General features: G+C 65.6%; 17 protein-coding genes. 12 read left to right on the top strand and 5 right to left on the bottom strand.

All coding sequences use genetic code 11. The features are described from left to right. Positions 1 to 423 carry a CAP domain-containing protein gene (locus PAA8504_RS08145; RefSeq protein WP_181375733.1) on the top strand — a complete coding sequence of 141 codons (423 nt, stop codon included), beginning with the start codon at positions 1 to 3 and terminating at the stop codon, positions 421 to 423. Positions 424 to 663: 240 nt separating this feature from the next. Here PAA8504_RS08145 and guaD read toward each other — a convergent pair whose 3' ends face one another. Next, positions 664 to 1,971 carry a guanine deaminase gene (guaD, locus tag PAA8504_RS08140; protein WP_108894065.1) on the bottom strand — a complete coding sequence of 436 codons (1,308 nt, stop codon included), beginning with the start codon at positions 1,969 to 1,971 and terminating at the stop codon, positions 664 to 666. Positions 1,972 to 2,120: 149 nt separating this feature from the next. Here guaD and mgtE point away from each other — a divergent pair, with 149 nt between their 5' ends. The 11 genes from mgtE (at position 2,121) to clpX (ending at position 16,026) form a co-directional block, all read left to right on the top strand. Then, a complete protein-coding gene (mgtE, locus tag PAA8504_RS08135) occupies positions 2,121 to 3,500 on the top strand; it encodes a magnesium transporter (protein WP_108893689.1) in 1,380 nt (459 codons plus the stop codon). Continuing rightward, the gene (locus PAA8504_RS08130) at positions 3,497 to 4,078 is read left to right on the top strand and encodes a 5-formyltetrahydrofolate cyclo-ligase (RefSeq protein WP_108893688.1); all 582 of its coding nucleotides are present in this window, start codon (positions 3,497 to 3,499) and stop codon (positions 4,076 to 4,078) included. Before mgtE ends, PAA8504_RS08130 begins: the two co-directional genes overlap by 4 nt. 92 nt (positions 4,079 to 4,170) lie before the next feature. Beyond that, positions 4,171 to 5,796 carry a glycerol-3-phosphate dehydrogenase gene (glpD, locus tag PAA8504_RS08125; protein ID WP_108894064.1) on the top strand — a complete coding sequence of 542 codons (1,626 nt, stop codon included), beginning with the start codon at positions 4,171 to 4,173 and terminating at the stop codon, positions 5,794 to 5,796. Between the two features lie 97 nt (positions 5,797 to 5,893). Beyond that, the gene (glpK, locus tag PAA8504_RS08120) at positions 5,894 to 7,381 is read left to right on the top strand and encodes a glycerol kinase GlpK (RefSeq protein ID WP_108893687.1); all 1,488 of its coding nucleotides are present in this window, start codon (positions 5,894 to 5,896) and stop codon (positions 7,379 to 7,381) included. Between the two features lie 398 nt (positions 7,382 to 7,779). Next, entirely contained in the window at positions 7,780 to 9,063 is a 1,284-nt protein-coding gene (gene urtA / locus PAA8504_RS08115; protein WP_108893686.1) for an urea ABC transporter substrate-binding protein, read from the top strand. A 73-nt stretch (positions 9,064 to 9,136) separates the two neighbouring features. Next, on the top strand, positions 9,137 to 11,077 hold the full coding sequence (urtB, locus tag PAA8504_RS08110; protein ID WP_108893685.1) for an urea ABC transporter permease subunit UrtB: 1,941 nt from the start codon (positions 9,137 to 9,139) through the stop codon (positions 11,075 to 11,077). 90 nt (positions 11,078 to 11,167) lie between these two features. After that, positions 11,168 to 12,412 (top strand): urea ABC transporter permease subunit UrtC, encoded by a 1,245-nt coding sequence (gene urtC, locus PAA8504_RS08105; RefSeq protein WP_108893684.1) that lies wholly within the window; start codon positions 11,168 to 11,170, stop codon positions 12,410 to 12,412. Continuing rightward, positions 12,409 to 13,140 (top strand): urea ABC transporter ATP-binding protein UrtD, encoded by a 732-nt coding sequence (urtD, locus tag PAA8504_RS08100; RefSeq protein ID WP_108893683.1) that lies wholly within the window; start codon positions 12,409 to 12,411, stop codon positions 13,138 to 13,140. Before urtC ends, urtD begins: the two co-directional genes overlap by 4 nt. A gap of 1 nt (position 13,141) precedes the next feature. After that, positions 13,142 to 13,837, top strand: a complete 696-nt coding sequence (gene urtE / locus PAA8504_RS08095; protein WP_108893682.1) for an urea ABC transporter ATP-binding subunit UrtE — start codon at positions 13,142 to 13,144, stop codon at positions 13,835 to 13,837. 175 nt (positions 13,838 to 14,012) lie between these two features. After that, on the top strand, positions 14,013 to 14,642 hold the full coding sequence (locus tag PAA8504_RS08090; RefSeq protein WP_108893681.1) for an ATP-dependent Clp protease proteolytic subunit: 630 nt from the start codon (positions 14,013 to 14,015) through the stop codon (positions 14,640 to 14,642). A gap of 127 nt (positions 14,643 to 14,769) precedes the next feature. Then, positions 14,770 to 16,026, top strand: a complete 1,257-nt coding sequence (clpX, locus tag PAA8504_RS08085) for an ATP-dependent Clp protease ATP-binding subunit ClpX (protein ID WP_108893680.1) — start codon at positions 14,770 to 14,772, stop codon at positions 16,024 to 16,026. A gap of 73 nt (positions 16,027 to 16,099) precedes the next feature. Here the strand turns inward: clpX and PAA8504_RS08080 are convergent, their stop codons facing one another. From PAA8504_RS08080 to PAA8504_RS08065, 4 genes are all read right to left on the bottom strand, one after another. After that, entirely contained in the window at positions 16,100 to 17,425 is a 1,326-nt protein-coding gene (locus tag PAA8504_RS08080; protein ID WP_108894063.1) for an aspartate aminotransferase family protein, read from the bottom strand. Continuing rightward, positions 17,418 to 17,840 (bottom strand): universal stress protein, encoded by a 423-nt coding sequence (locus PAA8504_RS08075; protein WP_108893679.1) that lies wholly within the window; start codon positions 17,838 to 17,840, stop codon positions 17,418 to 17,420. Before PAA8504_RS08075 ends, PAA8504_RS08080 begins: the two co-directional genes overlap by 8 nt. 2 nt (positions 17,841 to 17,842) lie before the next feature. Next, a complete protein-coding gene (locus tag PAA8504_RS08070) occupies positions 17,843 to 20,482 on the bottom strand; it encodes a TRAP transporter permease (protein ID WP_108893678.1) in 2,640 nt (879 codons plus the stop codon). Between the two features lie 185 nt (positions 20,483 to 20,667). After that, positions 20,668 to 21,651 (bottom strand): TAXI family TRAP transporter solute-binding subunit, encoded by a 984-nt coding sequence (locus PAA8504_RS08065; protein WP_108893677.1) that lies wholly within the window; start codon positions 21,649 to 21,651, stop codon positions 20,668 to 20,670. Positions 21,652 to 21,781 lie beyond the last annotated feature (130 nt).

The following is a 21,781-nucleotide window of genomic DNA, read 5'->3' as shown; positions in this document are numbered from 1 at the left end:
ATGCGCGCGATCCTGATCTGTCTGATGCTCGGCGGCTGCGTCGCGGCGCCATCGATTCCGGAGGTGTCGGGATCGGCGGGCGGAGACGTGAACGTCTATCGCCAAGCGGCCGGTCTGCCCGTGCTGACGACCAGCGCCGCCACCCGTCGCGCGGCCGAACGGCACGCGGCCGACATGGCGCGGGCCGGGTTCTTCTCGCATGATGGATCGGATGGCAGCACCATGGCCGACAGGTTGCGCGCGGTCGGCTGTACCGGCGGGGCCGAGAACATCGCGGCCGGTCCCTATGACCGCGTGACCGTGCTGGAGGCGTGGATGGACAGCCCGGGCCACCGCGCCAACATCCTGAATCCGGCAATGCGCACCTACGGCGTGGCGCAGTCGGGGGACCGGTGGGTTATGGTGCTTGGCATGGATTGCTGACGCGCAACGCCGATGGCCCGGCGGCGGCGTCAGGCCGGGCCGGGGATCGGTCGTGTGATGGTATGGAAGTCGGTGGCGCCACCTTCGGGGCACGAGATCAGAGCAGGGCGTCACCCCCGGTCCATCAATCCTACCGGTAAGACCTGCGGGCGGGCCATGTTCGGGTCGCTAGGCCGAACGGGTCCCCCTGGTCTCGCTGTTCTTCCAAGTGCGCGCGGGACGGATATGGCTTGGCGCGCGTTACGAACCCGCAAACGCGGCGTGCGGTGGGGTCCATCGCTTGCCCGCCACCCAGACGGCGGCGGTGGCGCGGTCGTCGCCCATCATGATCGTGGGGAACACGGCCTCCCACAGGTCGTCGGCGCGGGCGGTGCGCTGGGCGATGGCGGGGGTCGAGGCGAGGTTCAAAGCCACGAGGTCCGCGGCCGATCCGGGCGCGAGGGTGCCGATGTCCGCCTCCATCCGCATGGCGCGGGCCGATCCCGCGGTCGCCAGCCACAAAAGCTGCGCCGGGTGCAGCGCGGTGCCCGAAAGCTGCCCGATTTCATAGGCGGCGGCCATGGTGCGCAGCATGGAAAACGACGACCCGCCGCCGGTATCGGTGGCCAGCCCCGTCGTGATCCCGTCGGCCTTCATGCGCGCCATGTCGAAGACCCCCGACCCGATGAAGGTATTCGATGTGGGGCAGTGGACCACGGCCGAGCCGCTGTCGCGAAGGCGGTCGCGTTCCCGATCCGTCAGGTGGATGGCGTGGCCGAACATGGCGCCGGGGCCGACCAGCCCGAACCGTTCGTAGGTGTCGAGGTAGTCGCGCGCCCAGGGTTCCAGGTCCTGCACCCAGGCGACCTCGTCCACCTGTTCCGACAGGTGGGTCTGCATCGCGCAGGTGGGATGCGCGGCCCACAGCGTCCCCAGGGCCTCGAGCTGTTCGGGCGTAGAGGTCGGCGTGAAGCGCGGCGTGATCGCATAGCGCGCGCGGCCCCGGTCGTGCCACTTGTCCAACAGGGCGGCGCTTTCTTCATGGGCGGCCTGTGCGGTGTCGCGCAAGCCGGCGGGGGCGTTGCGGTCCATGCAGGTACGGCCCGCCATGACGGCCATGCCCCGCGCCTCGGCCGCTGAAAACAGCGCGTCGACGCTTTCGGGGTGGATGGTGCAGAAACTCGACAGGGATGTGGTGCCGTGGGACAGCATCAGGTCCAGCGTCGTGTCGGTCTGCGCGCGGGCATGGGCGGGGTCGCCGAAGCGCGATTCCTCTGGGAAGGTATAGGTGTTCAGCCAGTCGATCAGCCGCTTGCCCCAACTGGCGATCATTCCAGTCTGGGGATAGTGCATGTGCGCGTCGACGAAGCCCGGAAGGATCAGCGCATCGCCCATGTCGGTTTGGGTCGCGCCCGGATGGTCGCGGCGCAGACCGTCGGCGGCGCCCACCGCCAGGATGCGGTCGTCGCGGATCGCCACGCCTTCGTGCAGGGTGAAGGCATCCCCGACCGGGACGGCGAACGGGTCGGAATGAAGGTCGAGCACGCGGCCCAGGATCAGCTCGGTCATGAAAAGGGGCGTAGCGCGGATCGGCGCGTGGCGGAAGCCGCCCAAGGGGGCGACCCCGCGAAATCGTGCGGCCGGGGCAGCACGCGCACGCTGGTGAAACCGGCGGGACTGGCCTAAGTCTCGGCCCGGTTCCACGCAAGGAGACGGTCATGGCCGAGCCTGAAGAGCTTCTCGAGCAGGACGACGACGCCTATGCGCTGGACCGCGAAACGATCCGGGTTGTGCGCGACGCGGTCGACGCGGAGGATCGGGATGCATTGCTGGCGGCGATGGAGCCGATGCACCCCGCCGACATCGCCGACCTTCTGGAACAGCTGGACGAGGGGCCGCGCCACCGGCTGATCGCGCTTCTGGGCCATGATTTCGATGGCGAGGTGCTGTCGGAACTGGATGAGGGCCTGCGCGAGGAGGTGATCGCGGCGTTGTCGCCCGCGGTGCTGACGGATGCCGTGCGCAAGCTGGAATCCGATGACGTGGTCGACCTGCTGGAGACTCTGGAAGAGCCGCAGAAGGAGGCGATCCTGGGGTCTCTGACCCGGCCCGACCGGATCGCCATCGAACGCGCGATGAGCTTCCCCGACGGGTCGGCCGGGCGCCTGATGCAGCGCGAGGTCGTCACCGCGCCCGAACACTGGACCGTGGGCGACGCCATTGACTTCATGCGCGCCAGCCTCGACCTGCCCGAACAGTTCTATCACATCGTTCTGGTCGATCCGCGCTACCGGCCCATCGGGCATGTGACGCTGGGCAAGGTCATGTCCTCGGACCGGGTCACGCCGCTGCGCGAGCTTCTGGAGGATTCGTTCCGCACGATCCCCGCGACGCAGGACGAGGAGGACGTGGCCTACGCGTTCAACCAATATCACCTGATCTCGGCCCCCGTGGTGGACGACAATGACCGTCTGGTGGGCGTCATCACCATCGACGACGCGATGATCGTCCTCAGCGAGGAAAACGAGGAGGACCTTCTGCTTCTGGCCGGTGTGGGCGACGAGAGCATCGCGGACCGCACGCTTCAGATCGTGCGGCAGCGGTTTCCGTGGCTTCTGGTGAATCTCGGCACCGCGATCCTGGCGTCGCTGGTGATCGCCCAGTTCGAAGACGTGCTGGCCGCCGTGGTCGCGCTGGCGGTGCTGATGCCCATTGTCGCGTCGATGGGCGGGAATGCGGGCACGCAGTCGATGACGGTGGCGGTGCGCGCCATCGCGACGCGCGACCTCACAGGCTCGAACGCGTGGCGGGTGGTCCGGCGCGAGGTGACAGCGGGGCTGCTGAACGGCGTTGCCTTCGCGATCATCATCGGGATCGTCGGGGTGATCTGGTTCGGCAACGTGCTGCTGGGCGTGGTGATCGCACTGGCGATGGTCATCAACCTCGTCGTCGCGGGCCTTGCCGGGGTGCTTCTGCCGATCCTGCTGGACAAGGCAGGGGTCGATCCTGCGCTGGCCTCGGGGACCTTCGTGACCACGGTGACGGACGTGGTCGGCTTCTTCGCCTTCCTGGGGCTGGCGGGGATCATCCTGCTGTGAGCCTCGAGGCGGCGAAGGCGGAGCTGCGGCGCGCGGCATTGGCGCGGCGCAAGGCGGCCCATGCGGCGGCCGGACCAAATGTGACCGAACGGCTTCTGGAGGTTCTGGACGGGCACCGGGGGCGGGTCATCTCGGGCTACATGCCGATCCGGACGGAGATCGATCCGATCCCCGCCATGGCAGCGATGGCGCAGGATGGTCCCGTCTGCGCGCCGGTGATCGAAGGGCCGGGGACGCCGCTGAAGTTTCGGGAATGGCGTCCCGGCTGCGACATGGTGGAGGGGCCGTTCGGTGCTCAGGTCCCGGCGAAGGGGGACTGGCTGGTGCCCGACGTGCTGATCGTGCCCTTGGTCGCGTTCGACCGGCAGGGCGGGCGGCTGGGCTATGGCGGGGGCTTCTACGACCGGACGCTGGCCGATTTGCGGCGCGCGGGGCCGGTCACGGCCATCGGGTTCGCCTATGCCGCGCAGGAGGATGCCGGCCTGCCACAGGAGCCGACGGACGAGCGGCTGGATCTGGTCGTGACCGAGCGTGAGGTGCTTCTTGCGGGCCGCGGAGGGGTATTTCAACAAGGGTGAATGGGGCGGGGCGCGCGTCGAATTGGCCGATGGGGCTTAAATTCCGCGCGTGATGGACTAGCATTGAGCGTGAAACGGACGGGAGGGTGATCATGGCCCAAGGCGAGATCGCGAAGACCGAATACGACCTCTTCATCATTGGAGGGGGGATCAACGGCACCGGCATCGCGCGGGATGCGCAAGGCAGGGGGCTGTCGGTCTGCCTGGCCGAGATGGGCGATCTGGCGGGCGCGACATCCTCGAAATCCACGAAGCTGTTCCATGGCGGGCTGCGGTACCTGGAGTTCTTCGAGGTGGGGCTGGTGAAAAAGGCCCTGGTCGAGCGCGAGGTGCTGCTGGAGGCCATGCCCCATATCTCGTGGCCGATGCGGTTCGTGCTGCCTTACAGTCCCGACATGCGGTTCGAGGGCGAGACGCCGACCTCGAAGCTCCTCAACACCGTGATGCCCTGGATGAAGGGGCGGCGGCCCGACTGGATCATCCGGGTCGGTCTATTCATGTACGACAATCTGGGCGGGCGGAAATACCTGCCGGGCACGAAGACGCTGGACCTGCGCAATGCGCCCGAGGGGGTGCCCTTGGAGGACCGGTTCAAGAAGGCCTACGAGTATTCCGATTGCTGGGTCGAGGATTCGCGCCTGGTCGTCCTGAACGCGCGCGATGCCGAGGCGCGCGGCGCGCGGGTCCTGACGCGCACCAAGGTCGTCACGGCCGAGCGCGAGGACGGCGTCTGGTCCGTCACGATCGAGGATGGCGAGACCGGCGCGCAGGAGAAGATCCGCGCTAAGGGGCTGGTCAACGCGGGCGGTCCCTGGGTCGAGAACGTGGTTAAGAACACGGTGCGCATGAACTCGTCCGAGGGCGTGCGGCTGGTCCGGGGCAGCCATATCGTGGTGCCCAAGCTGTTCGACCACGAGAAGGCGTATTTCTTCCAGGGCGAGGACGGCCGCATCATCTTCGCCATCCCCTACGAGACCGATTTCACCCTGATCGGCACGACCGACAAGGATCACGGCAGCGACCCTTCGGTAAAGGCGGAATGCACGCCCGAGGAACAGCAATACCTGTGCGATTTCGTGTCGAACTACCTCAAGGCCGATGTTTCGCGCGACGATATCGTATGGACCTACTCGGGGGTGCGCCCGCTGTATGACGACGGCGCGAAATCGGCGACGGCGGCGACGCGGGACTATGTCCTGAGCGTCGATGCGGGCCCCGCGACGGACGGCCCCGTGGGGATGGAGCCGCCGCTTCTGAACGTGTTCGGGGGCAAGATCACCACCTATCGCAAACTGGCCGAGCAGGCGATGGCGAAGCTGGCGCCGTTCTATCCGGGGCTGAAGCCGGACTGGACCGCACGGGTGCCGATGCCCGGCGGCGACTTCCCCGTCGACGGGGTCGAGGCGCAGATCGACAGCCTGAAATCGGCCCACCCGTTCCTGAGCGACTATCACGCGCGCCGCCTGATCCGCGCCTACGGGACCGAGGCGAAGGAGATCTGCGACGGGGCCGACACCGCCGAGGGAATGGGTCGAGATTTCGGTGGCACCCTGACCGAGGCCGAGGTGCGCTGGCTGATGGAGCGCGAATACGCGCGGACGGCCGAGGATGTCGTCTGGCGCCGCACAAAGCTGGGCCTGCGCATGACCGACGAGCAGGTCGCGGCCCTGGACACGTGGATGCTCGAAGCGCGCGGCGTGGCGCAGGCGGCCGAGTAAGGGCGCACGGCCGTCGAAATCCCGCGATGCGAAAGCGTTGCCTGCTTGACGCGGGCATCTCGCATGCGAGGTTTCGTCACAGCAAGGGAGGACACACATGTCGCATATTCTGGCCATCGACCAGGGAACGACCTCGAGCCGGGCGATCATTTTCGACGGGGACATGCAGGTCGTCGCCAGTGCACAGGAAGAGTTCGAACAGCATTACCCCAACAGCGGCTGGGTCGAGCACGATCCGTCCGACCTGTGGTCCTCGACCGCCGCGACCTGCCGGTCGGTGATCGAAAAGGCCGGCATCCCCGAGGGCGACATCGCCGGGATCGGCATCACCAACCAGCGCGAGACCGTCGTCGTCTGGGAGAAGGAGTCGGGCCGCGCGATCCACAACGCCATCGTCTGGCAGGACCGACGCACCAGCGACATCTGCCGCCAGCTGAAGGCCGACGGGTACGAGGATCAGGTGATCGAGAAGACGGGGCTATTGCTGGATCCCTATTTCTCGGGGACGAAGCTGAAATGGATCCTTGACCATGTGGACGGGTCGCGCGAGCGCGCGCGCAGGGGCGAGCTGCTGTTCGGCACCGTGGACACCTATCTGATCTGGCGGATGACGGGCGGCAAGCGGCACGTGACGGATGCCACCAATGCCTGCCGGACGCTGATGTATGACAGCTTCAAGGGCGGGTGGTCGACGACGATCTGCAAGATGCTGGACATCCCGATGGAGATGCTGCCGGAGGTCTGCGACAGCGCGGCCGAGTTCGGCGTGACGCGCCCCGATCTGTTCGGGCGCGAGATCCCGATCCTGGGGGTGGCGGGCGACCAGCAGGCGGCGACCATCGGGCAGGCGTGCTTCAAACCGGGCATGCTGAAATCGACCTACGGGACGGGGTGCTTTGCGCTTCTGAACACCGGGGACGAGCCGGTGAGGTCGCAGAACCGGCTGCTGACCACGGTGGCTTATCAGCTTGACGGCAAGCCGACCTATGCGCTGGAGGGGTCGATCTTCATCGCCGGGGCGGTCGTGCAGTGGCTGCGCGACGGGCTGAAGATCATCCGCTCGGCCTCGGAAACGCAAGGGTTGGCCGAGAAGGCGGACGACACGCAGGACCTTGTGCTGGTGCCCGCCTTCGTGGGGCTTGGCGCGCCCTATTGGAACGCCGAATGCCGCGGCGCGATCTACGGGCTGACGCGCGGCTCGGGCCCCGAGGAGTTCGCGAAGGCCGCGCTGGAATCGGTGGGCTACCAGACCCGCGACCTGCTAGAGGCGATGCGCGCCGACTGGGACGACATGGGCCATCCCGAGACGCTGCGCGTCGACGGCGGGATGAGCGCGTCGGATTGGGCGATGCAGTTCCTGTCGGACATCATCGGGGCCAAGGTCGACCGGCCCGAAGTGCTAGAGACGACGGCGCTGGGCGCGGCCTGGCTGGCCGGGTGGAGGGCCGGCGTCTATGCCGACCGCGACGGTTTCGCGGAGCGGTGGCGCCTGGATCGCTGCTTCGAGCCGGGGATGGACGACGACCTTCGGGCCGAGAAATACGATCGCTGGAAGCGCGCGGTCGAGGCAACGATGAGCGTCTGACAGGGAATCGTCCTGCCGGGCGAAAAAGCTGCCGCGGCCTGCGATGGCCGCGGCAGTTCTGTTTTTGGCGAAGCGCTGTCCCCCCATACAGGGTGGGGTTGTGCGCCAACCGACAGCTCCATCCAGTTTCTGCTGAATATCCGGGCAGGTGCCAATTCGGTGCGCTGCGATCCCGGGCATCCGAGGTCGCGCACCCCTTGGGCCGGTCGGATCGACTCACGTGCGGTGCCGTTTCAGCGTCTCTTGTGTTCGCGCCGGTCAGGGAGCCGGCGAAACCTGTGCGGCAGTCCAGTGAACCGGCGGTCCGCATGTGGCGAAATCGCGCGAGGGGGCGCAAGACCAAGGCACCGGCCCATTTGCGCCGTGCTGTCCCCCGCGCACCGATCCGAGGGAACACGATGTCAATTCGCACCGCTCTTCTGTCCACCGCCCTGGCCACCATGGCCGTCCCGGCCCTTGCCCAGGATGCGGACTGCCCGATCAAGGTCGGGATCCTACATTCGCTGTCCGGCACCATGGCGATCTCTGAGACCACCCTTAAAGACGTCATGCTGATGCTGATCGAGCAGCAGAACGAGGCGGGCGGTCTTCTGGGCTGCGAGATCGAGGCGGTCGTCGTCGATCCCGCCTCGGACTGGCCACTGTTCGCCGAGAAGGCGCGCGAGCTTCTGACCGTCAACGAGGTCGACGTGATCTTCGGCAGCTGGACCTCCGTCAGCCGCAAGTCGGTGCTGCCCGTGTTGGAGGAACTGAACGGCCTGATGTTCTACCCCGTCCAGTACGAGGGCGAGGAATCCTCGAAGAACGTGTTCTACACCGGTGCCGCGCCCAACCAGCAGGCGATTCCGGCGGTGGATTACTTCATGGAGGAGTTGGGCGTCGAGAAATTCGCCCTTCTGGGCACCGACTACGTCTATCCCCGCACGACGAACCAGATCCTCGAACAGTACCTGAAGGATCAGGGCATCCCCGAGGAAGACATCTTCGTCAACTACACCCCCTTCGGCCATTCCGACTGGTCGACCATCGTGTCCGACGTGATCGAGCTTGGCTCGGACGGGTCGCTGGTCGGCGTGATCTCGACCATCAACGGCGACGCCAATGTGGGCTTCTACAAGGAGCTTGCGGCGCAGGACGTTAGCGCAGACGACATTCCGGTCGTCGCCTTCTCGGTCGGGGAGGAGGAGCTTTCGGGCCTCGATACCTCGAACCTCGTCGGTCACCTCGCCGCGTGGAACTACTTCCAGAGCGCGGACACCCCCGAGAACGAGGAATTCATCGCCGCCTGGCACGAGTTCATCGGCAACGAGGATCGCGTCACCAACGACCCGATGGAGGCCCACTATATCGGCTTCAACATGTGGGTGAACGCGGTCGAAGAGGCCGGCACCACCGATGTCGATGCGGTGCGCGAGGCCATGTGGGGCCAGGAGCATCCGAACCTGACCGGCGGCACCGCGGTGATGAACCCGAACCATCACTTGTCCAAGCCGGTGCTGATCGGCGAGATTCAGGATGACGGGCAGTTCGACATCATCAGCGAGACCGAGGAAGTGCCCGGCGATGCATGGACCGACTTCCTGCCCGACTCGGCGGTGCTGACCTCGGACTGGGCCGAGCTCGACTGCGGCATGTACAACACCGAGACTGAAACCTGCGTGCAGCAGACATCGAACTACTGAGGGCAATCCAGCCGGGCGCCGCGCTTCCCTCCGCGGCGCCCGGCACTTTTCGGGTCCCCGGATACAGGCCACCATGCACCGAATTCTCATCGCTATCTTGGCTGTTCTGACGCTGATCCCGGTCGCTGGACGCGCGCAGGATCTTCAGACGATCCTTCAGCTTCACACCGAAGAGGTCGAAAACCCCGGCCGCCGGTCCGTCGGCGTGGTGATCGAGGACCTGATCGCCGCCCGCCTTCCGGCCGTCCCGGTGTTCCTGACCCATTGGCAGGACCGCGAGATCGTGCTGAACGCCGAGGACGGGCAATTCTATGCGCTGGTCGACGAAGACGGCGACACGGCCACGATCCGCAATCTCGACACAGGTGACGAGTCCGAGGTCGCGGGCGACAGCCTGACCGAGGTGCGCCCCAATGGCGGTGTGCGGCGCGAGATCGCCGCAGCCCTGGTGCGATTCCAGCTGTCGGACGAAAACCCGGCCAACCGGCGCGCGGCCCTCGATGCCATCGCCCGGAGACCGGACGCCGACCAGATCGCGCCACTGACGGCCTCGATCGAGGACGAGCAGGACGCCGCGATCCGGGCCGACAAGGACCGCCTTCTGAACATCCTGACTGCCCGCTATGGCGAGACGACCGAGGCCCGGGTCGAGGCCATCGAACGGCTGGGCGGCAGCATCACCTCGGACGCACGCGCTGCCCTCAGCCAGATCCTTGAAGCCGAGGATAGGGTCAGCGCCGAAGCTCCGGACGGGAATATTGCGCAAGTCTATACGCCCGGCGACCAAATTTCCCGCACCGAAGCCTATGGCCGGCTGGTCGACGCAGAGCTTGCCCCTGCGCCCGTCTCGGGCGGGGCGATCCGCGACGCGTTGATCGCGAATATCGACGGGGGCATGGTTCTCGACATCCCTGTCGAGTTACTCGACACAGATGCACAGCGCCGGGCCGCTTATGACCGCCTTGCGCAAGCGGGGCGCGTGCCCCCCTTCGTCACCCAAGACCGGATCGACGCGGCGCTGGACTCGCACAGCTTCTATGCCGTCTACGAAGAAGAGGATGCAGCGGTCACCGACGCAGCCCGCGCCACCCTCCGCTCGGTCGAGACGCAGGTCTCGCTGAACCAGACCGCGGATCTGGCCCTTGACGCGATCTCGCTGGCTTCGATCTACTTCCTCGCCGCGATCGGGCTGGCGATCACCTTCGGGGTCATGGGCGTCATCAACATGGCCCATGGGGAGTTCATCATGATGGGCGCCTATACCGGCTATGTCGTGCAGCAGATCGTGCCCGACTATACGTGGTCGCTGATCATCGCGCTGCCGCTGGCCTTCGTGGTCGCAGGCGCGGCCGGCATCGCGATGGAACGGCTGATCATCCGCCACCTCTATCACCGCCCGCTCGAAACTTTGCTGGCGACCTTCGGCGTCTCGATCGCGTTGCAGCAGCTGGCCAAGAACATCTTCGGCACGCAGGCCCGCCCCCTGACCTCGCCCGATTGGCTGTCGGGGCAGATGGTCATCAACGAGCTCGTCTCGATCAGCTATATCCGCATCGCGATCTTCGTACTCGCCGGCCTGTTCCTGGCGCTTTTGCTGTTCATCCTGAAGCGCACGCGGCTGGGGCTCGAGGTGCGCGCGGTCACCCAGAACCCCGGAATGGCTGCGTCCATGGGGATCGACCCCGACAGGATCAACATGGCGACCTTCGGGCTGGGCTCAGGGATCGCGGGGATCGCGGGCGTGGCGATCGGCCTCTACGCGCAGGTCACTTCCGAGATGGGCGCGAACTACATCGTCCAGAGCTTCATGACGGTGGTCGTGGGCGGCGTCGGCAATGTCTGGGGCACGCTGGCGGGCGCAAGCCTGATCGGGGTGCTGCAAAAGGGGATCGAAAGCCTGAACCCCTCGAACACGCTGGCCGCGCAGACCTACATGATCCTGTTCATCATCATCTTCATCCAGTTCCGGCCGAGGGGCATCGTCGCCCTCAAGGGCCGCGCGGCAGGGGCCTGATCCGATGACCCTCTTCATCCTTGTCGAAATACCCCGGGGAGCGCGAGGGGCTGGCCCCTCGCATTCCTCCCTGGACACGAGAGCCTCGCTATGACCGACGCGACCCTGGCCCTGCCATCCCGCACGCCCCCCGTGCGCCAGACCTCCACCATGGTCTTTCTGGCATCGCTGGCCGTCTTCGCCGTGATCGTCACGATCCTGGCGCAGCAGGGGGTGATCTCGACCTCGTTCGTGAAGACCTTGGGCAAGACCTTGTGCCTGTGCCTTGCGGCCGTCGCGATGGACGTGGTCTGGGGCTATACCGGTATCCTCAGCCTGGGGCACATGGCGTTCTTCGGGCTGGGCGGATACGCCATAGGCATGTGGCTGATGTATGCAAGGACCGAGGCGTTGGTCGCACCAGGCCTCGCTGCGCAGCCAATCCCGCCCACGCCGTCGGAACTTCAGGACGCTATCGGCAGCCAGATCTTCGGGGTCGTGGGATCGTCCGACTTTCCGCTGATCTGGATGTTCGCGGACAGCCTTTTCCTGCAAATGGCCATGGTCGTCCTGGTGCCGGGGGTGCTGGCGCTGGTCTTCGGGTGGCTGGCGTTCCGCAGCCGGGTGACGGGCGTCTACCTGTCGATCTTGACACAGGCGATGACGCTGGCGCTGGCGCTTTACCTTTTCCAGAACGACAGCGGTCTGCGCGGCAACAACGGCCTGTCGGGTCTGCAGAACATCCCCGGTTTCGAGGATGCGCCCCAATCCGCGATCTCGCTGGCGTTCTTCTGGGCCTCGGCGGTGGCGCTTGCGCTGGGCTATCTGCTGTTCGCCTGGGTCGTGTCGGGCAAGATGGGCAGCGTATTGCGCGCGGTGCGCGACGACGAGGCGCGGGTGCGGTTCCTTGGATACCACGTCGAGTCGTTCAAGCTGTTCGCCTTCGTGCTGACGGCCGTGGTCACCGGTATCGCGGGCGCGCTCTATTATCCGCAGGCGGGCATCATCAACCCGGCCGAGATTGCGCCCATCGCGTCCATCTACCTGGCGGTCTGGGTCGCCATCGGCGGGCGCGGGCGGCTTTACGGTGCGGCCATCGGGGCGGCGTTCGTGTCGCTGCTGTCGAGCTGGTTCACCGGGGGCGGGGCGCCCGATATCGACCTTGGCGTCTATACCGTGCGCTGGACCGACTGGTGGCTGGTGCTGCTGGGTCTCAGCTTCGTGGCGGTCACCCTGTTCGCGCCGAAGGGGATCGGCGGCCTGGTCGACCTGCTGACTGAAAAACGCCGCCCCGAACGGCAGGGCGATTACGGCCCCGACAAGGGGGCGAAGCGGTCCGAGGAGGGCGTCGAATGAGGCTGCTGGAAGTGGATGGCGTGTCCGTGACCTTTGACGGGTTCCGCGCCATCAACAACCTGTCGCTCAGCATGGGGGAACCCGAGCTGCGCGCCGTGATCGGCCCCAACGGGGCGGGCAAGACGACCTTCATGGACATCGTGACCGGCAAGACCCGTCCCGACAGCGGCCGCGTCATCTGGGGTGAGGAGAACCGCAACCTGATCGGCCTGAGCGAAAGTTCCATCGCCCGCGCGGGCATCGGCCGCAAGTTCCAGAAGCCTACCGTATTCGAGGACCAGACCGTGCGAGAGAACCTCGCCATGGCGCTGAAGGCCCGGCGTGATCCCTTCGCGGTCCTGTTCCGCCGGTCCGACATGCCCGCACGGCTGGCTGAGCTTGCCGAGGAGATCGCGCTGACCGAGCATCTGACCCGCAAGGCGGGCGAGCTTAGCCACGGCCAGAAGCAGTGGCTGGAAATCGGGATGCTTCTGGCGCAGGAGCCGCGTCTTTTGCTGGTGGACGAGCCGGCTGCTGGCATGACCCCGGCAGAGCGGACCCATACCGCCGACCTTTTGAAAAGGCTGGCGCAAACGCGGGCGGTCATCGTGGTGGAGCATGACATGGAGTTCGTTCGCCGCCTGGAGTGCAAGGTGACGGTTCTGCACGAGGGGCGGGTGCTGGCGGAAGGCTCGCTGGACCACGTGACGAAGAACCAGGATGTGATCGACGTGTATCTGGGGCGCTGAGATGCTTGATGTGACGGATCTGACGCTGCGCTACGGTCAAAGCCAGGTGCTGCACGGGGTGAACCTGTCGGCGCGGGCGGGCGAGGTGACGGCCGTCATGGGGATGAACGGTGTCGGCAAGACGTCCCTGATGAAGGCCATCGCGGGGCGGCACCCGTTCCGGTCGGGCCGGATCACGGTGGACGGGCGCGACCTGGGCCACCCTTCGGCGGTCGAGGCGGCGCGCGCGGGCATTGCCTATGTCCCGCAGGGGCGCGAGGTCTTCGCGCTGCTCAGCGTGGCCGAGAACCTGCAAACCGGGTTTGCCTGCCTCGACCGGGGATCGCGCGCGGTGCCGGACCGGATCTTCGACCTGTTCCCCGTCCTGGCCGAGATGCGCAACCGGCGCGGCGGGGACCTTTCGGGCGGGCAGCAGCAGCAGCTTGCCATCGCCCGCGCGCTTGTGACACAGCCGCGGGTCCTGCTTCTGGACGAGCCTACCGAGGGCATCCAGCCGTCGATCATCAAGGATATCGGTCGCGTCATCTCGACGCTGCGCGAAGAGGGGGAGATCGCGATCGTCCTGGTCGAGCAGTATTTCGACTTTGCCGTGGGGCTAGCCGACCGGGTGACGGTGCTGACGGGCGGGCAGGTCAGCTATACCGCCGAAAAGGGCGGGATCGAGCGTGAGGCGCTGCTGGGCGCGGTTTCACTGTAAGGGGTGAGACGCCGCGATCGCGTTAACGAAAAGTCGATAAAACTCGTGCCAGTCTCGGGGTTGGCACGGCCCGCGCTGCATCCCACATTGGCGGAAACGGGGGATTGGCACTGGCGGCGGCGCCGTCTAAGAGTCCTTCGATCCAAGGACAGAACACCAAACGAAAGGGGCGGTCATGCAAGACCCCGTCGAGCATTTCCAGAACAACCTCGTTCCCATGGTCGTCGAACAGACCAGCCGCGGGGAACGGGCCTATGACATCTTCTCGCGCCTCCTGAAGGAGCGGATCGTCTTCGTGAACGGCCCCATCCACAGCGGCATGAGCCATCTTATCGTGGCGCAGCTTCTGCACCTCGAGGCCGAGAACCCGAAGAAAGAGATCAGCATGTACATCAACTCTCCGGGGGGAGAGGTGACGTCGGGCATGTCGATCTACGACACGATGCAGTATATCCGCCCGGCCGTTTCGACCCTCGTGTGCGGTCTGGCCGCCTCCATGGGCTCGGTGCTGGCCGTCGGCGGCGAAAAAGGTCAGCGCTTTGCCCTGCCGAACGCGGAATTCCTTGTCCACCAGCCGTCGGGCGGGGCGCAGGGCACCGCCTCCGATATCCTGATCCGCGCCAAAAGCATCGAGGACACGCGCGAGCGCATGTACCGCCTTTACATGAAGCACACCGGTCAGGACTATGAGACGGTGCAGAAGGCGCTGGACCGCGACAAGTGGATGACGCCGCAGGAGGCGAAGGACTGGGGCCATGTCGACGAGATCGTCGAAAGCCGGAAAGTCCCCGACGACGCAAGCTGAGGTTCCCTGAAACGCCCGCAAAAGTGATGCTTTTTTGCGATTGCGGGCGATCCGGTCCCGGCCTAGGCTTGGCCGCGGTTGAGCAAGTTGACGAACTAGAGGGGCGAATGCCCCCGAAGGATGGCCCATGGCGAACAATTCCGGCGACAGCAAGAACACTCTCTACTGCTCGTTCTGTGGCAAGAGCCAGCATGAGGTACGAAAGCTCATCGCGGGTCCGACGGTCTTCATCTGCGACGAATGCGTCGAGCTGTGCATGGACATCATCCGTGAAGAGACCAAGTCGGCCGGTCTGAAATCCACCGACGGCGTGCCGACGCCGAAGGAGATTTGCCAGGTTCTGGACGACTATGTCATCGGCCAGCGCATCGCCAAGCGGGTGCTGTCGGTCGCGGTGCACAACCACTACAAGCGCCTGAACAACGCCGGTAAGTCCGAGATCGAGCTGAACAAGTCGAACATCCTGCTGATCGGTCCCACGGGCTGCGGCAAGACGCTTCTGGCCCAGACGCTCGCCCGGATCCTCGACGTTCCGTTCACTATGGCGGACGCCACAACCCTGACCGAAGCCGGCTATGTTGGCGAGGATGTCGAAAACATCATCCTGAAGCTGCTTCAGGCGTCGGAATACAATGTCGAACGTGCGCAGCGCGGCATCGTCTATATCGACGAGGTCGACAAGATCACGCGCAAGTCGGACAACCCCAGCATAACCCGCGACGTGTCGGGCGAGGGGGTGCAGCAGGCGCTTCTGAAGATCATGGAAGGTACCGTGGCCAGCGTGCCGCCACAGGGCGGGCGCAAGCATCCCCAGCAGGAGTTCCTGCAGGTCGACACGACGAACATCCTGTTCATCTGCGGCGGCGCGTTCGCGGGTCTGGAAAAGATCATCGCGCAGCGCGGCAAGGGCTCGGCCATCGGGTTCGGCGCCGACGTGAAGTCGGGCGAGGACAAGGGGATCGGCGAACAGCTGACCTCGTTGGAGCCCGAGGATCTGCTGAAGTTCGGCCTGATCCCGGAATTCGTCGGCCGTCTGCCGGTCATCGCGACGCTGGAGGATCTGGACGAGGATGCCCTGGTCACGATCCTGACCAAGCCGAAAAACGCGCTGGTCAAGCAGTACCAGCGCCTGTTCGAGCTTGAGGATGTCGAGCTGACCTTCACCGAAGATGCGCTGACCGCCATTGCCAAGCGCGCGATCGAGCGCAAGACCGGTGCCCGCGGTCTGCGGTCGATCATGGAGGACATCCTGCTCGACACGATGTTCGACATGCCCGGAACCGAAGGCGTGCAGGAAGTCGTGGTCAACGATGAGGCCGTGATGTCCGATGCGGCACCGTTGGTTATCTATGCCGACCAGAAGGAAAGCGCCTCGGCCGGCTGACGCAAGTGCGGTGTGAACTTATCAAGCGGGGTGCCCGATGGGGCGCCCCGCTTTTTGTTGCGCAGGTCGGGGATCAGGCGGCGATGGACGCGTCGAGGGAGTCGGCCAATGTATCGACCAGCCATCCGATCTGCGCGTCGTCGATTATGAAAGGCGGCGCTAGAAGGATGTGGTCGCCATGGACGCCGTCGATGGTGCCGCCGCCGGGATAACAGATCAGGCCGCGCGCGAAGGCCTCGGCCTTGATCCGGGCGTGCAATTTTCGGGCGGGGTCGAAGGGGGCCTTGGTGTCCCGGTCCGCGACCAGTTCGATCCCGCGGAACAGGCCGCGCCCGCGGATATCTCCGACATGGGGGTGATTTTCCAGACGGTCTGTCAGCGCTTCAACAAGCGTTTGCCCCTTTGCGGGCACCTCGGCGACAAGGCCGTCTTGCGTTAGGCGGTCCAGCACCGCGACGGCGGTCGCGCCGGCAAGGGGGTGGCCGTGATAGGTGTGGCCATGTTGGAACGCGCCGGAGCCATCGGCAATCGCACGGTAAATCGCGTCCGAGGCCAGCATCGCGCCAATGGGCACGTATCCGGCGCCAAGGCCCTTGGCGATCGTCACGATGTCGGGGGCGACGCCGTCCTGATCGCAGGCGAAAAGCGTCCCGGTGCGCCCCATCCCGCACATCACCTCGTCCAGGATCAGAAGCACGCCGTGCCGGTCGCAGATGTCGCGGATGCGGGGGAAATAGCTGGCGGGAGGGGCCAGCGCCCCCGCCGTCGCACCGACGACAGGTTCGGCGATGAAGGCCATGACGGTCTCGGGGCCCAGGCGTTGCAGCTCGTCCTCCAGCGCGTCGGCGGCGCGCAGTCCGTAGGCGTCGAGCGATTCGCCGTCGGCCCTGTCGCGATAGGGATAGCAGGGTGCGATGTGGTGGCAGGTGACGAGGAGAGGGGCGAATTTCTCGCGTCGCCAGGCATTGCCACCGGCGGCCAGCGCGCCCAGCGTGTTGCCGTGATAGCTTTGGCGGCGGGCGACGATCTTCGTGCGCTGCGGCTGGCCGGTCTCCAGGAAATACTGCCGGGCGAGCTTCAGCGCTGCCTCGACCGCTTCGGAGCCGCCGGACAGGGGATATACCCGAGATAGTCCGGGCGGGGCGTGGGCGATCAGGGCACGGGCAAGATCCTCGGCCGGGTCGGACGTGAAAAAGCCCGTATGCGCAAAGTTGAGCCGGTCGATCTGATCATGCATGGCCTGGCGCACTTTGGTATCGGAATGCCCCAGGCACGACACCGCAGCCCCGCCAGACCCGTCGAGGTAGCGCCGGCCCTCCGCGTCGATCAGATAGCAGCCGTCGCCCGCCACCGCACGGGGCAGGGCATGGGCCGACCGTCCGAACAGATGGCTAGCCACGGACAACGAATACCGATTGCGGCGCGTGGCGGACGACGCGGGCGGCGTTGGGGCCAAGCAGGTATTCGGCCAGATCGGTCCGCGGTGCTCCCAGGACGATCACGTCCACGTCCAGCTTGGAGGCGGCGCGGATGATCTCGTCATAGATGCGGCCGTGGGTGACGTGGGGGTGCACGTCTTGCGCGTCGGGTATGTTGGCGCGGATCCAGTCGCCAAGCTGCGCGCCGACATCGTGCAACGCCTGCTTGATGAACCCCTCGTCGAAATAGCTGCCGACCATGGACATGCCGAAATTCGGGATGACCGTTATGACGTGAAGGGTGCCGCCGTCCGCGAGGTTCAGCGCGCGCGGCAGCGATTTGTCCCAGGTGGCGGGAACGGCGAGGTCGATAGGCAGAAGGACGGTCTGGGTCATGATCAGAAGGCCGGTTTGGTTTGACGGCGGCGTTGCAGCACGATCACCAGACCGAGGAGCAGAAGCGCCGGGAGGTAGAAGATTTGCGCGGGCAGCCTGCTGGTGTTGGGCGACAGGACTTCGGTGATGCGCACGGGGTCGTCCATGTAGAAGTCGAAATTCGCCAACTGTTCCTGCAGCGACGTGCCGAACATCGGTTCCTCAAGCGCGGCGTCTTGCGTCTCGCCCGGGCGGAACATCAGACCGGTCTCGTTCAGGCGGGTCTGCGCGTCGCCCTCGGGCACGGTGAGGGAGATCGTCGTCTCGCTTTCGGTGCCGGTGGCGAAGTCCGGGCCGGAGATGCGCAATCGGATCCGGCCGTCGACCGGGGCTTCGGCCAGGATCTGCTCGAAATTGGCGGGGTCCTGCTGGACGAAGCGGGGCTGGACCTGATTCAGCCAGAAGTTCGGCACGAACAGGGTGAAGGCGACCAGAAGCAGCGCGGCGGATTCGAAAATGTTCGACCGGGCCAGGAAATAGCCCTGTGTCGCAGCGGCGAAGAGAAGCATCGCGAAGGTCGCCACGACGAAAACGAAGACCGCGTGGAAGATCCCCGACATGGTTGCCAGATCCACGCCGTAGAGGATCAGCGTGGGATTGTAGATGAACAGGAACGGCAGGGCCACGGTGCGCAGGCTGTAGAAGAACGCGGTGAAGCCGGTCTTGATCGGATCGCCCCCCGATACCGCGGCCGCGGCGAATGACGCGAGGCCCACGGGCGGGGTCACGTCGGCCATGATGCCGAAGTAGAAGACGAAGAGGTGGGCGGCGATCAGGGGCACGATCAGCCCTTCTTGCGCGCCCAGCGAGACCACGACCGACGCCATCAGCGACGAGACGACGATATAGTTTGCCGTCGTCGGCAGGCCCATCCCCAGGATCAGCGAGAACAGGCCGATCAGCACCAGCATGACGATCAGGATGCCGCCCGACAGCGCCTCGACCAGGGCGGCCAGTTCGGTGCCGATCGGGGTCTTGGTGACGGTGGCGACGATGATGCCCGCGGCGGCCGTGGCGACGCCGATCCCGATCATATTGCGCGCACCTGCGATCAGGCCGTCGACCAGGTCATACATGCCTTCGCGCCACGCTTCGGCTTGGCCCGCGCCCTTGCGGAACACGGCCTTCAGCGGCTTTTGGGTGATGATGATGAACAGCATCAGCGACGTTGCGTAGAAAGCGGATTTGGCGGGCGACTGCTGTTCGACCATCAGGAACCAGACGAGGACGAGGATCGGAAGGACATAGTGCAGGCCGGTCTTCCAGACGTCGGCGACCTTGGGCAGCGTGATCTGGCCGCCCTTGTCCTCAAGGCTTTCGGGGTCGAGGTCGGTCTGGTCCGCCGAGATCTTCACCAGCCAGACATAGACTGCGCCAAGGGCGAGGATCATGATAGGCGCCGTCAGGTCGGGCAGAACCGCGTTCAGCGCGCCAATCCCGTATATCAGGGCCGTGAAGCCCAGCCCGAAGATCGCGAAACCGATGGCGAAGTTAAGCGCCATGCGCAAAAGCGACGCGCCTTCGCCCAGGGACTTCATGTCCTTCTTCAAAGCCTCGAGATGCACGATATAGACCAGTGCGATGTAACTGATCACGGCCGGAACGAAGGCGTGCTTGATGACCTGCACGTAGGAGATGCCGATGAACTCGACCATCAGGAAGGCCGCGGCGCCCATGACGGGGGGCATGATCTGGCCGTTGACCGACGAGGCGACCTCGACCGAGCCGGCCTGTTCGTTGGTGAAGCCCACGCGCTTCATCAGCGGGATGGTGAATGTGCCGGTGGTCACGACGTTGGCGATGGACGAGCCTGAGATCAGGCCGGTCATGGCCGATCCGACAACAGCCGCCTTGGCCGGGCCGCCGCGCAAGTGCCCCAGGCCCGCGAAGGCGAGCTGGATGAAGTAGTTGCCCGCCCCGGCCTTATCCAGAAGCGAGCCGAACAGCACGAAGAGGAACACGAACGCGGTCGAAACGCCCAGCGGTATGCCGAAGACCCCCGCCGTATCCAGCCACTGCGCGTTGATCAGCGAGGTGAAGGACAGCCCCTCGTGGCTGATGAGGTCGGGGATCAGCCAGCCCTGCCCGAAATAGGCGTAGGCCAGGAAGATGGCGCCGACGATGGTCAGGGCGGGCCCCAGGGCGCGGCGGGAGGCTTCGAGCAGAAGGAGGATGCCGATGGAGCCGATGATCACCTGCGTCTCGGTCGGGAGGCCCGATCGGGCGGTCTGCGCCAGCGTGTCCGAGGCCAGGAAGACGTAAAGCGTACAGGCCGTTGCCACGATGGCCAGCGCCCAGTCGAGCAGGGGGATGCGGTCGCGCGGGCTGGATTTCAGGGCCGGATAGCACAGGAACGCCAGGAAGATCGCGAAGGCAAGGTGGATGGGCCGCGTCTCGGACGAGTTGAGGACGGGGACATAGGCCCCGAACCACAGTTGCGGCTGCGCAATCCACAACTGGAACAGCGACCAGCAGAATGCGACGATGCCGATCAGCAGCGCCACCCACCGGGTCGAAGGCGTGCGCGCGCCCGCATCCGAGGAGGCGACAAGATCCTGAAGCTCGTCATCGGTGAATTGGCGGTTTTCGGTCTGATCGGCCATGTCGTCGCCCCTGCAATTTCCGTCAGCTTAACGGATCAAAGGTGCGGCGATAGGGAAGAATGCCGGTTTACAGAACATTTTGCCCGCGGGTTCGGCAATTGCCGTTTTACCGGGCATCTCGATCCGGCCCGGCGCGAACAGGGTCATCCAGGGCCGGCCCCTTTCGGAACCGGCCCAGGGTCGTATCACTCGGCGTCTTCGCTCAGAAGGCCGGCTTCTTCGTAGTAACGGCGCGCACCTTCGTGCAGCGGCGCGGACAGACCGTCATTCACCATCTGCTCTCTCTCGAGATTGGCGAAGGCGGGGTGGAGGCCCTTGAACTGGTCGAAGTTCTCGAACACCGCGCGAACCATCTCGTAGACGACGTCGTCGGACACGTCCTCGCGCGTGACCAGCGTGGCGCCGACGCCGAAGGTCGTCGTGTCCTGATCATTGCCGCGATACATGCCGCCCGGGATCGTCGCCTGACGGTAGTAGTCGTTGTTCTCGATCAGCGACTGGCTGGCCTCGTTGTCCACGGGGACCAGAACGGAATCACAGGCCGTGGTGGCTTCCTGAATCGAACCGGAGGGGTGGCCGACCGAGTAGACCATCGCGTCGATGTTGTTGTCGCACAGCGCCTGCGACTGCTCGGCCGCCTGGAGTTCGGACGCCAGCTGGAAGCTGTCGGTGGTCCAGTCCATCTCCTCCATCATGCGTTCCATCAGGACGCGCTGGCCCGAGCCGGGGTTGCCGATGTTGACGCGCTTGCCTTCGAGGTCGTCGAACGTCTCGATCCCGGCGCCGGCGCGGGCGACGACCGTGAAGGGTTCGGGGTGGATCGAGAAGACGGCCCGCAGCGCCTCGTTGGCACCCTGGTCCTCGAACTGTTCGGTGCCGTTATAGGCTTGGAACTGCACGTCGGACTGGGCGACGCCGAATTCCAGCTCTTCGTTGAGGATCGCGTTGACGTTGTAGACCGACCCGCCGGTGGATTCGACCGAACAGCGGATACCGTGGTCGGCGCGGTTGCGGTTGACCAGACGGCAGATCGCGCCGCCGGTGGGATAATAGACGCCCGTCACGCCGCCCGTGCCGATCGTGATGAAATTCTGTTCCTGTGCGGCGACGGGGGCGGCCAGCGTCCCGGCCAGGGCCGTGGCGGCGAAAAAGCGGATGGTCTTGGACATGCAAATCTCCCTTTGGATTTTGGCCCTGTGACGGGCTTCGATACTCAGCATGATGGAGCGGACCCGACCTGACGGCAAGGGCGGGGGGGGTGACGCGCGCCGCAGGAATTGATTGGCGGGGGACTCGCAA

This window comes from Palleronia abyssalis (assembly GCF_900302445.1).
GTDB lineage: Bacteria > Pseudomonadota > Alphaproteobacteria > Rhodobacterales > Rhodobacteraceae > Palleronia > Palleronia abyssalis.
This window is presented reverse-complemented; position numbering and strand designations above follow the sequence as displayed.

What these genes read in the sequence shown, in the direction of transcription:
- PAA8504_RS08145 (WP_181375733.1), top strand. Translation starts at nt 1, where the DNA reads ATGCGCGCGATCCTGATCTGTCTGATGCTCGGCGGCTGCGTCGCGGCG.
- guaD (WP_108894065.1), bottom strand. Translation starts at nt 1,971, where the DNA reads ATGACCGAGCTGATCCTGGGCCGCGTGCTCGACCTTCATTCCGACCCG.
- mgtE (WP_108893689.1), top strand. Translation starts at nt 2,121, where the DNA reads ATGGCCGAGCCTGAAGAGCTTCTCGAGCAGGACGACGACGCCTATGCG.
- glpD (WP_108894064.1), top strand. Translation starts at nt 4,171, where the DNA reads ATGGCCCAAGGCGAGATCGCGAAGACCGAATACGACCTCTTCATCATT.
- glpK (WP_108893687.1), top strand. Translation starts at nt 5,894, where the DNA reads ATGTCGCATATTCTGGCCATCGACCAGGGAACGACCTCGAGCCGGGCG.
- urtA (WP_108893686.1), top strand. Translation starts at nt 7,780, where the DNA reads ATGTCAATTCGCACCGCTCTTCTGTCCACCGCCCTGGCCACCATGGCC.
- urtB (WP_108893685.1), top strand. Translation starts at nt 9,137, where the DNA reads ATGCACCGAATTCTCATCGCTATCTTGGCTGTTCTGACGCTGATCCCG.
- urtC (WP_108893684.1), top strand. Translation starts at nt 11,168, where the DNA reads ATGACCGACGCGACCCTGGCCCTGCCATCCCGCACGCCCCCCGTGCGC.
- urtD (WP_108893683.1), top strand. Translation starts at nt 12,409, where the DNA reads ATGAGGCTGCTGGAAGTGGATGGCGTGTCCGTGACCTTTGACGGGTTC.
- urtE (WP_108893682.1), top strand. Translation starts at nt 13,142, where the DNA reads ATGCTTGATGTGACGGATCTGACGCTGCGCTACGGTCAAAGCCAGGTG.
- PAA8504_RS08090 (WP_108893681.1), top strand. Translation starts at nt 14,013, where the DNA reads ATGCAAGACCCCGTCGAGCATTTCCAGAACAACCTCGTTCCCATGGTC.
- clpX (WP_108893680.1), top strand. Translation starts at nt 14,770, where the DNA reads ATGGCGAACAATTCCGGCGACAGCAAGAACACTCTCTACTGCTCGTTC.
- PAA8504_RS08075 (WP_108893679.1), bottom strand. Translation starts at nt 17,840, where the DNA reads ATGACCCAGACCGTCCTTCTGCCTATCGACCTCGCCGTTCCCGCCACC.
- PAA8504_RS08070 (WP_108893678.1), bottom strand. Translation starts at nt 20,482, where the DNA reads ATGGCCGATCAGACCGAAAACCGCCAATTCACCGATGACGAGCTTCAG.
- PAA8504_RS08065 (WP_108893677.1), bottom strand. Translation starts at nt 21,651, where the DNA reads ATGTCCAAGACCATCCGCTTTTTCGCCGCCACGGCCCTGGCCGGGACG.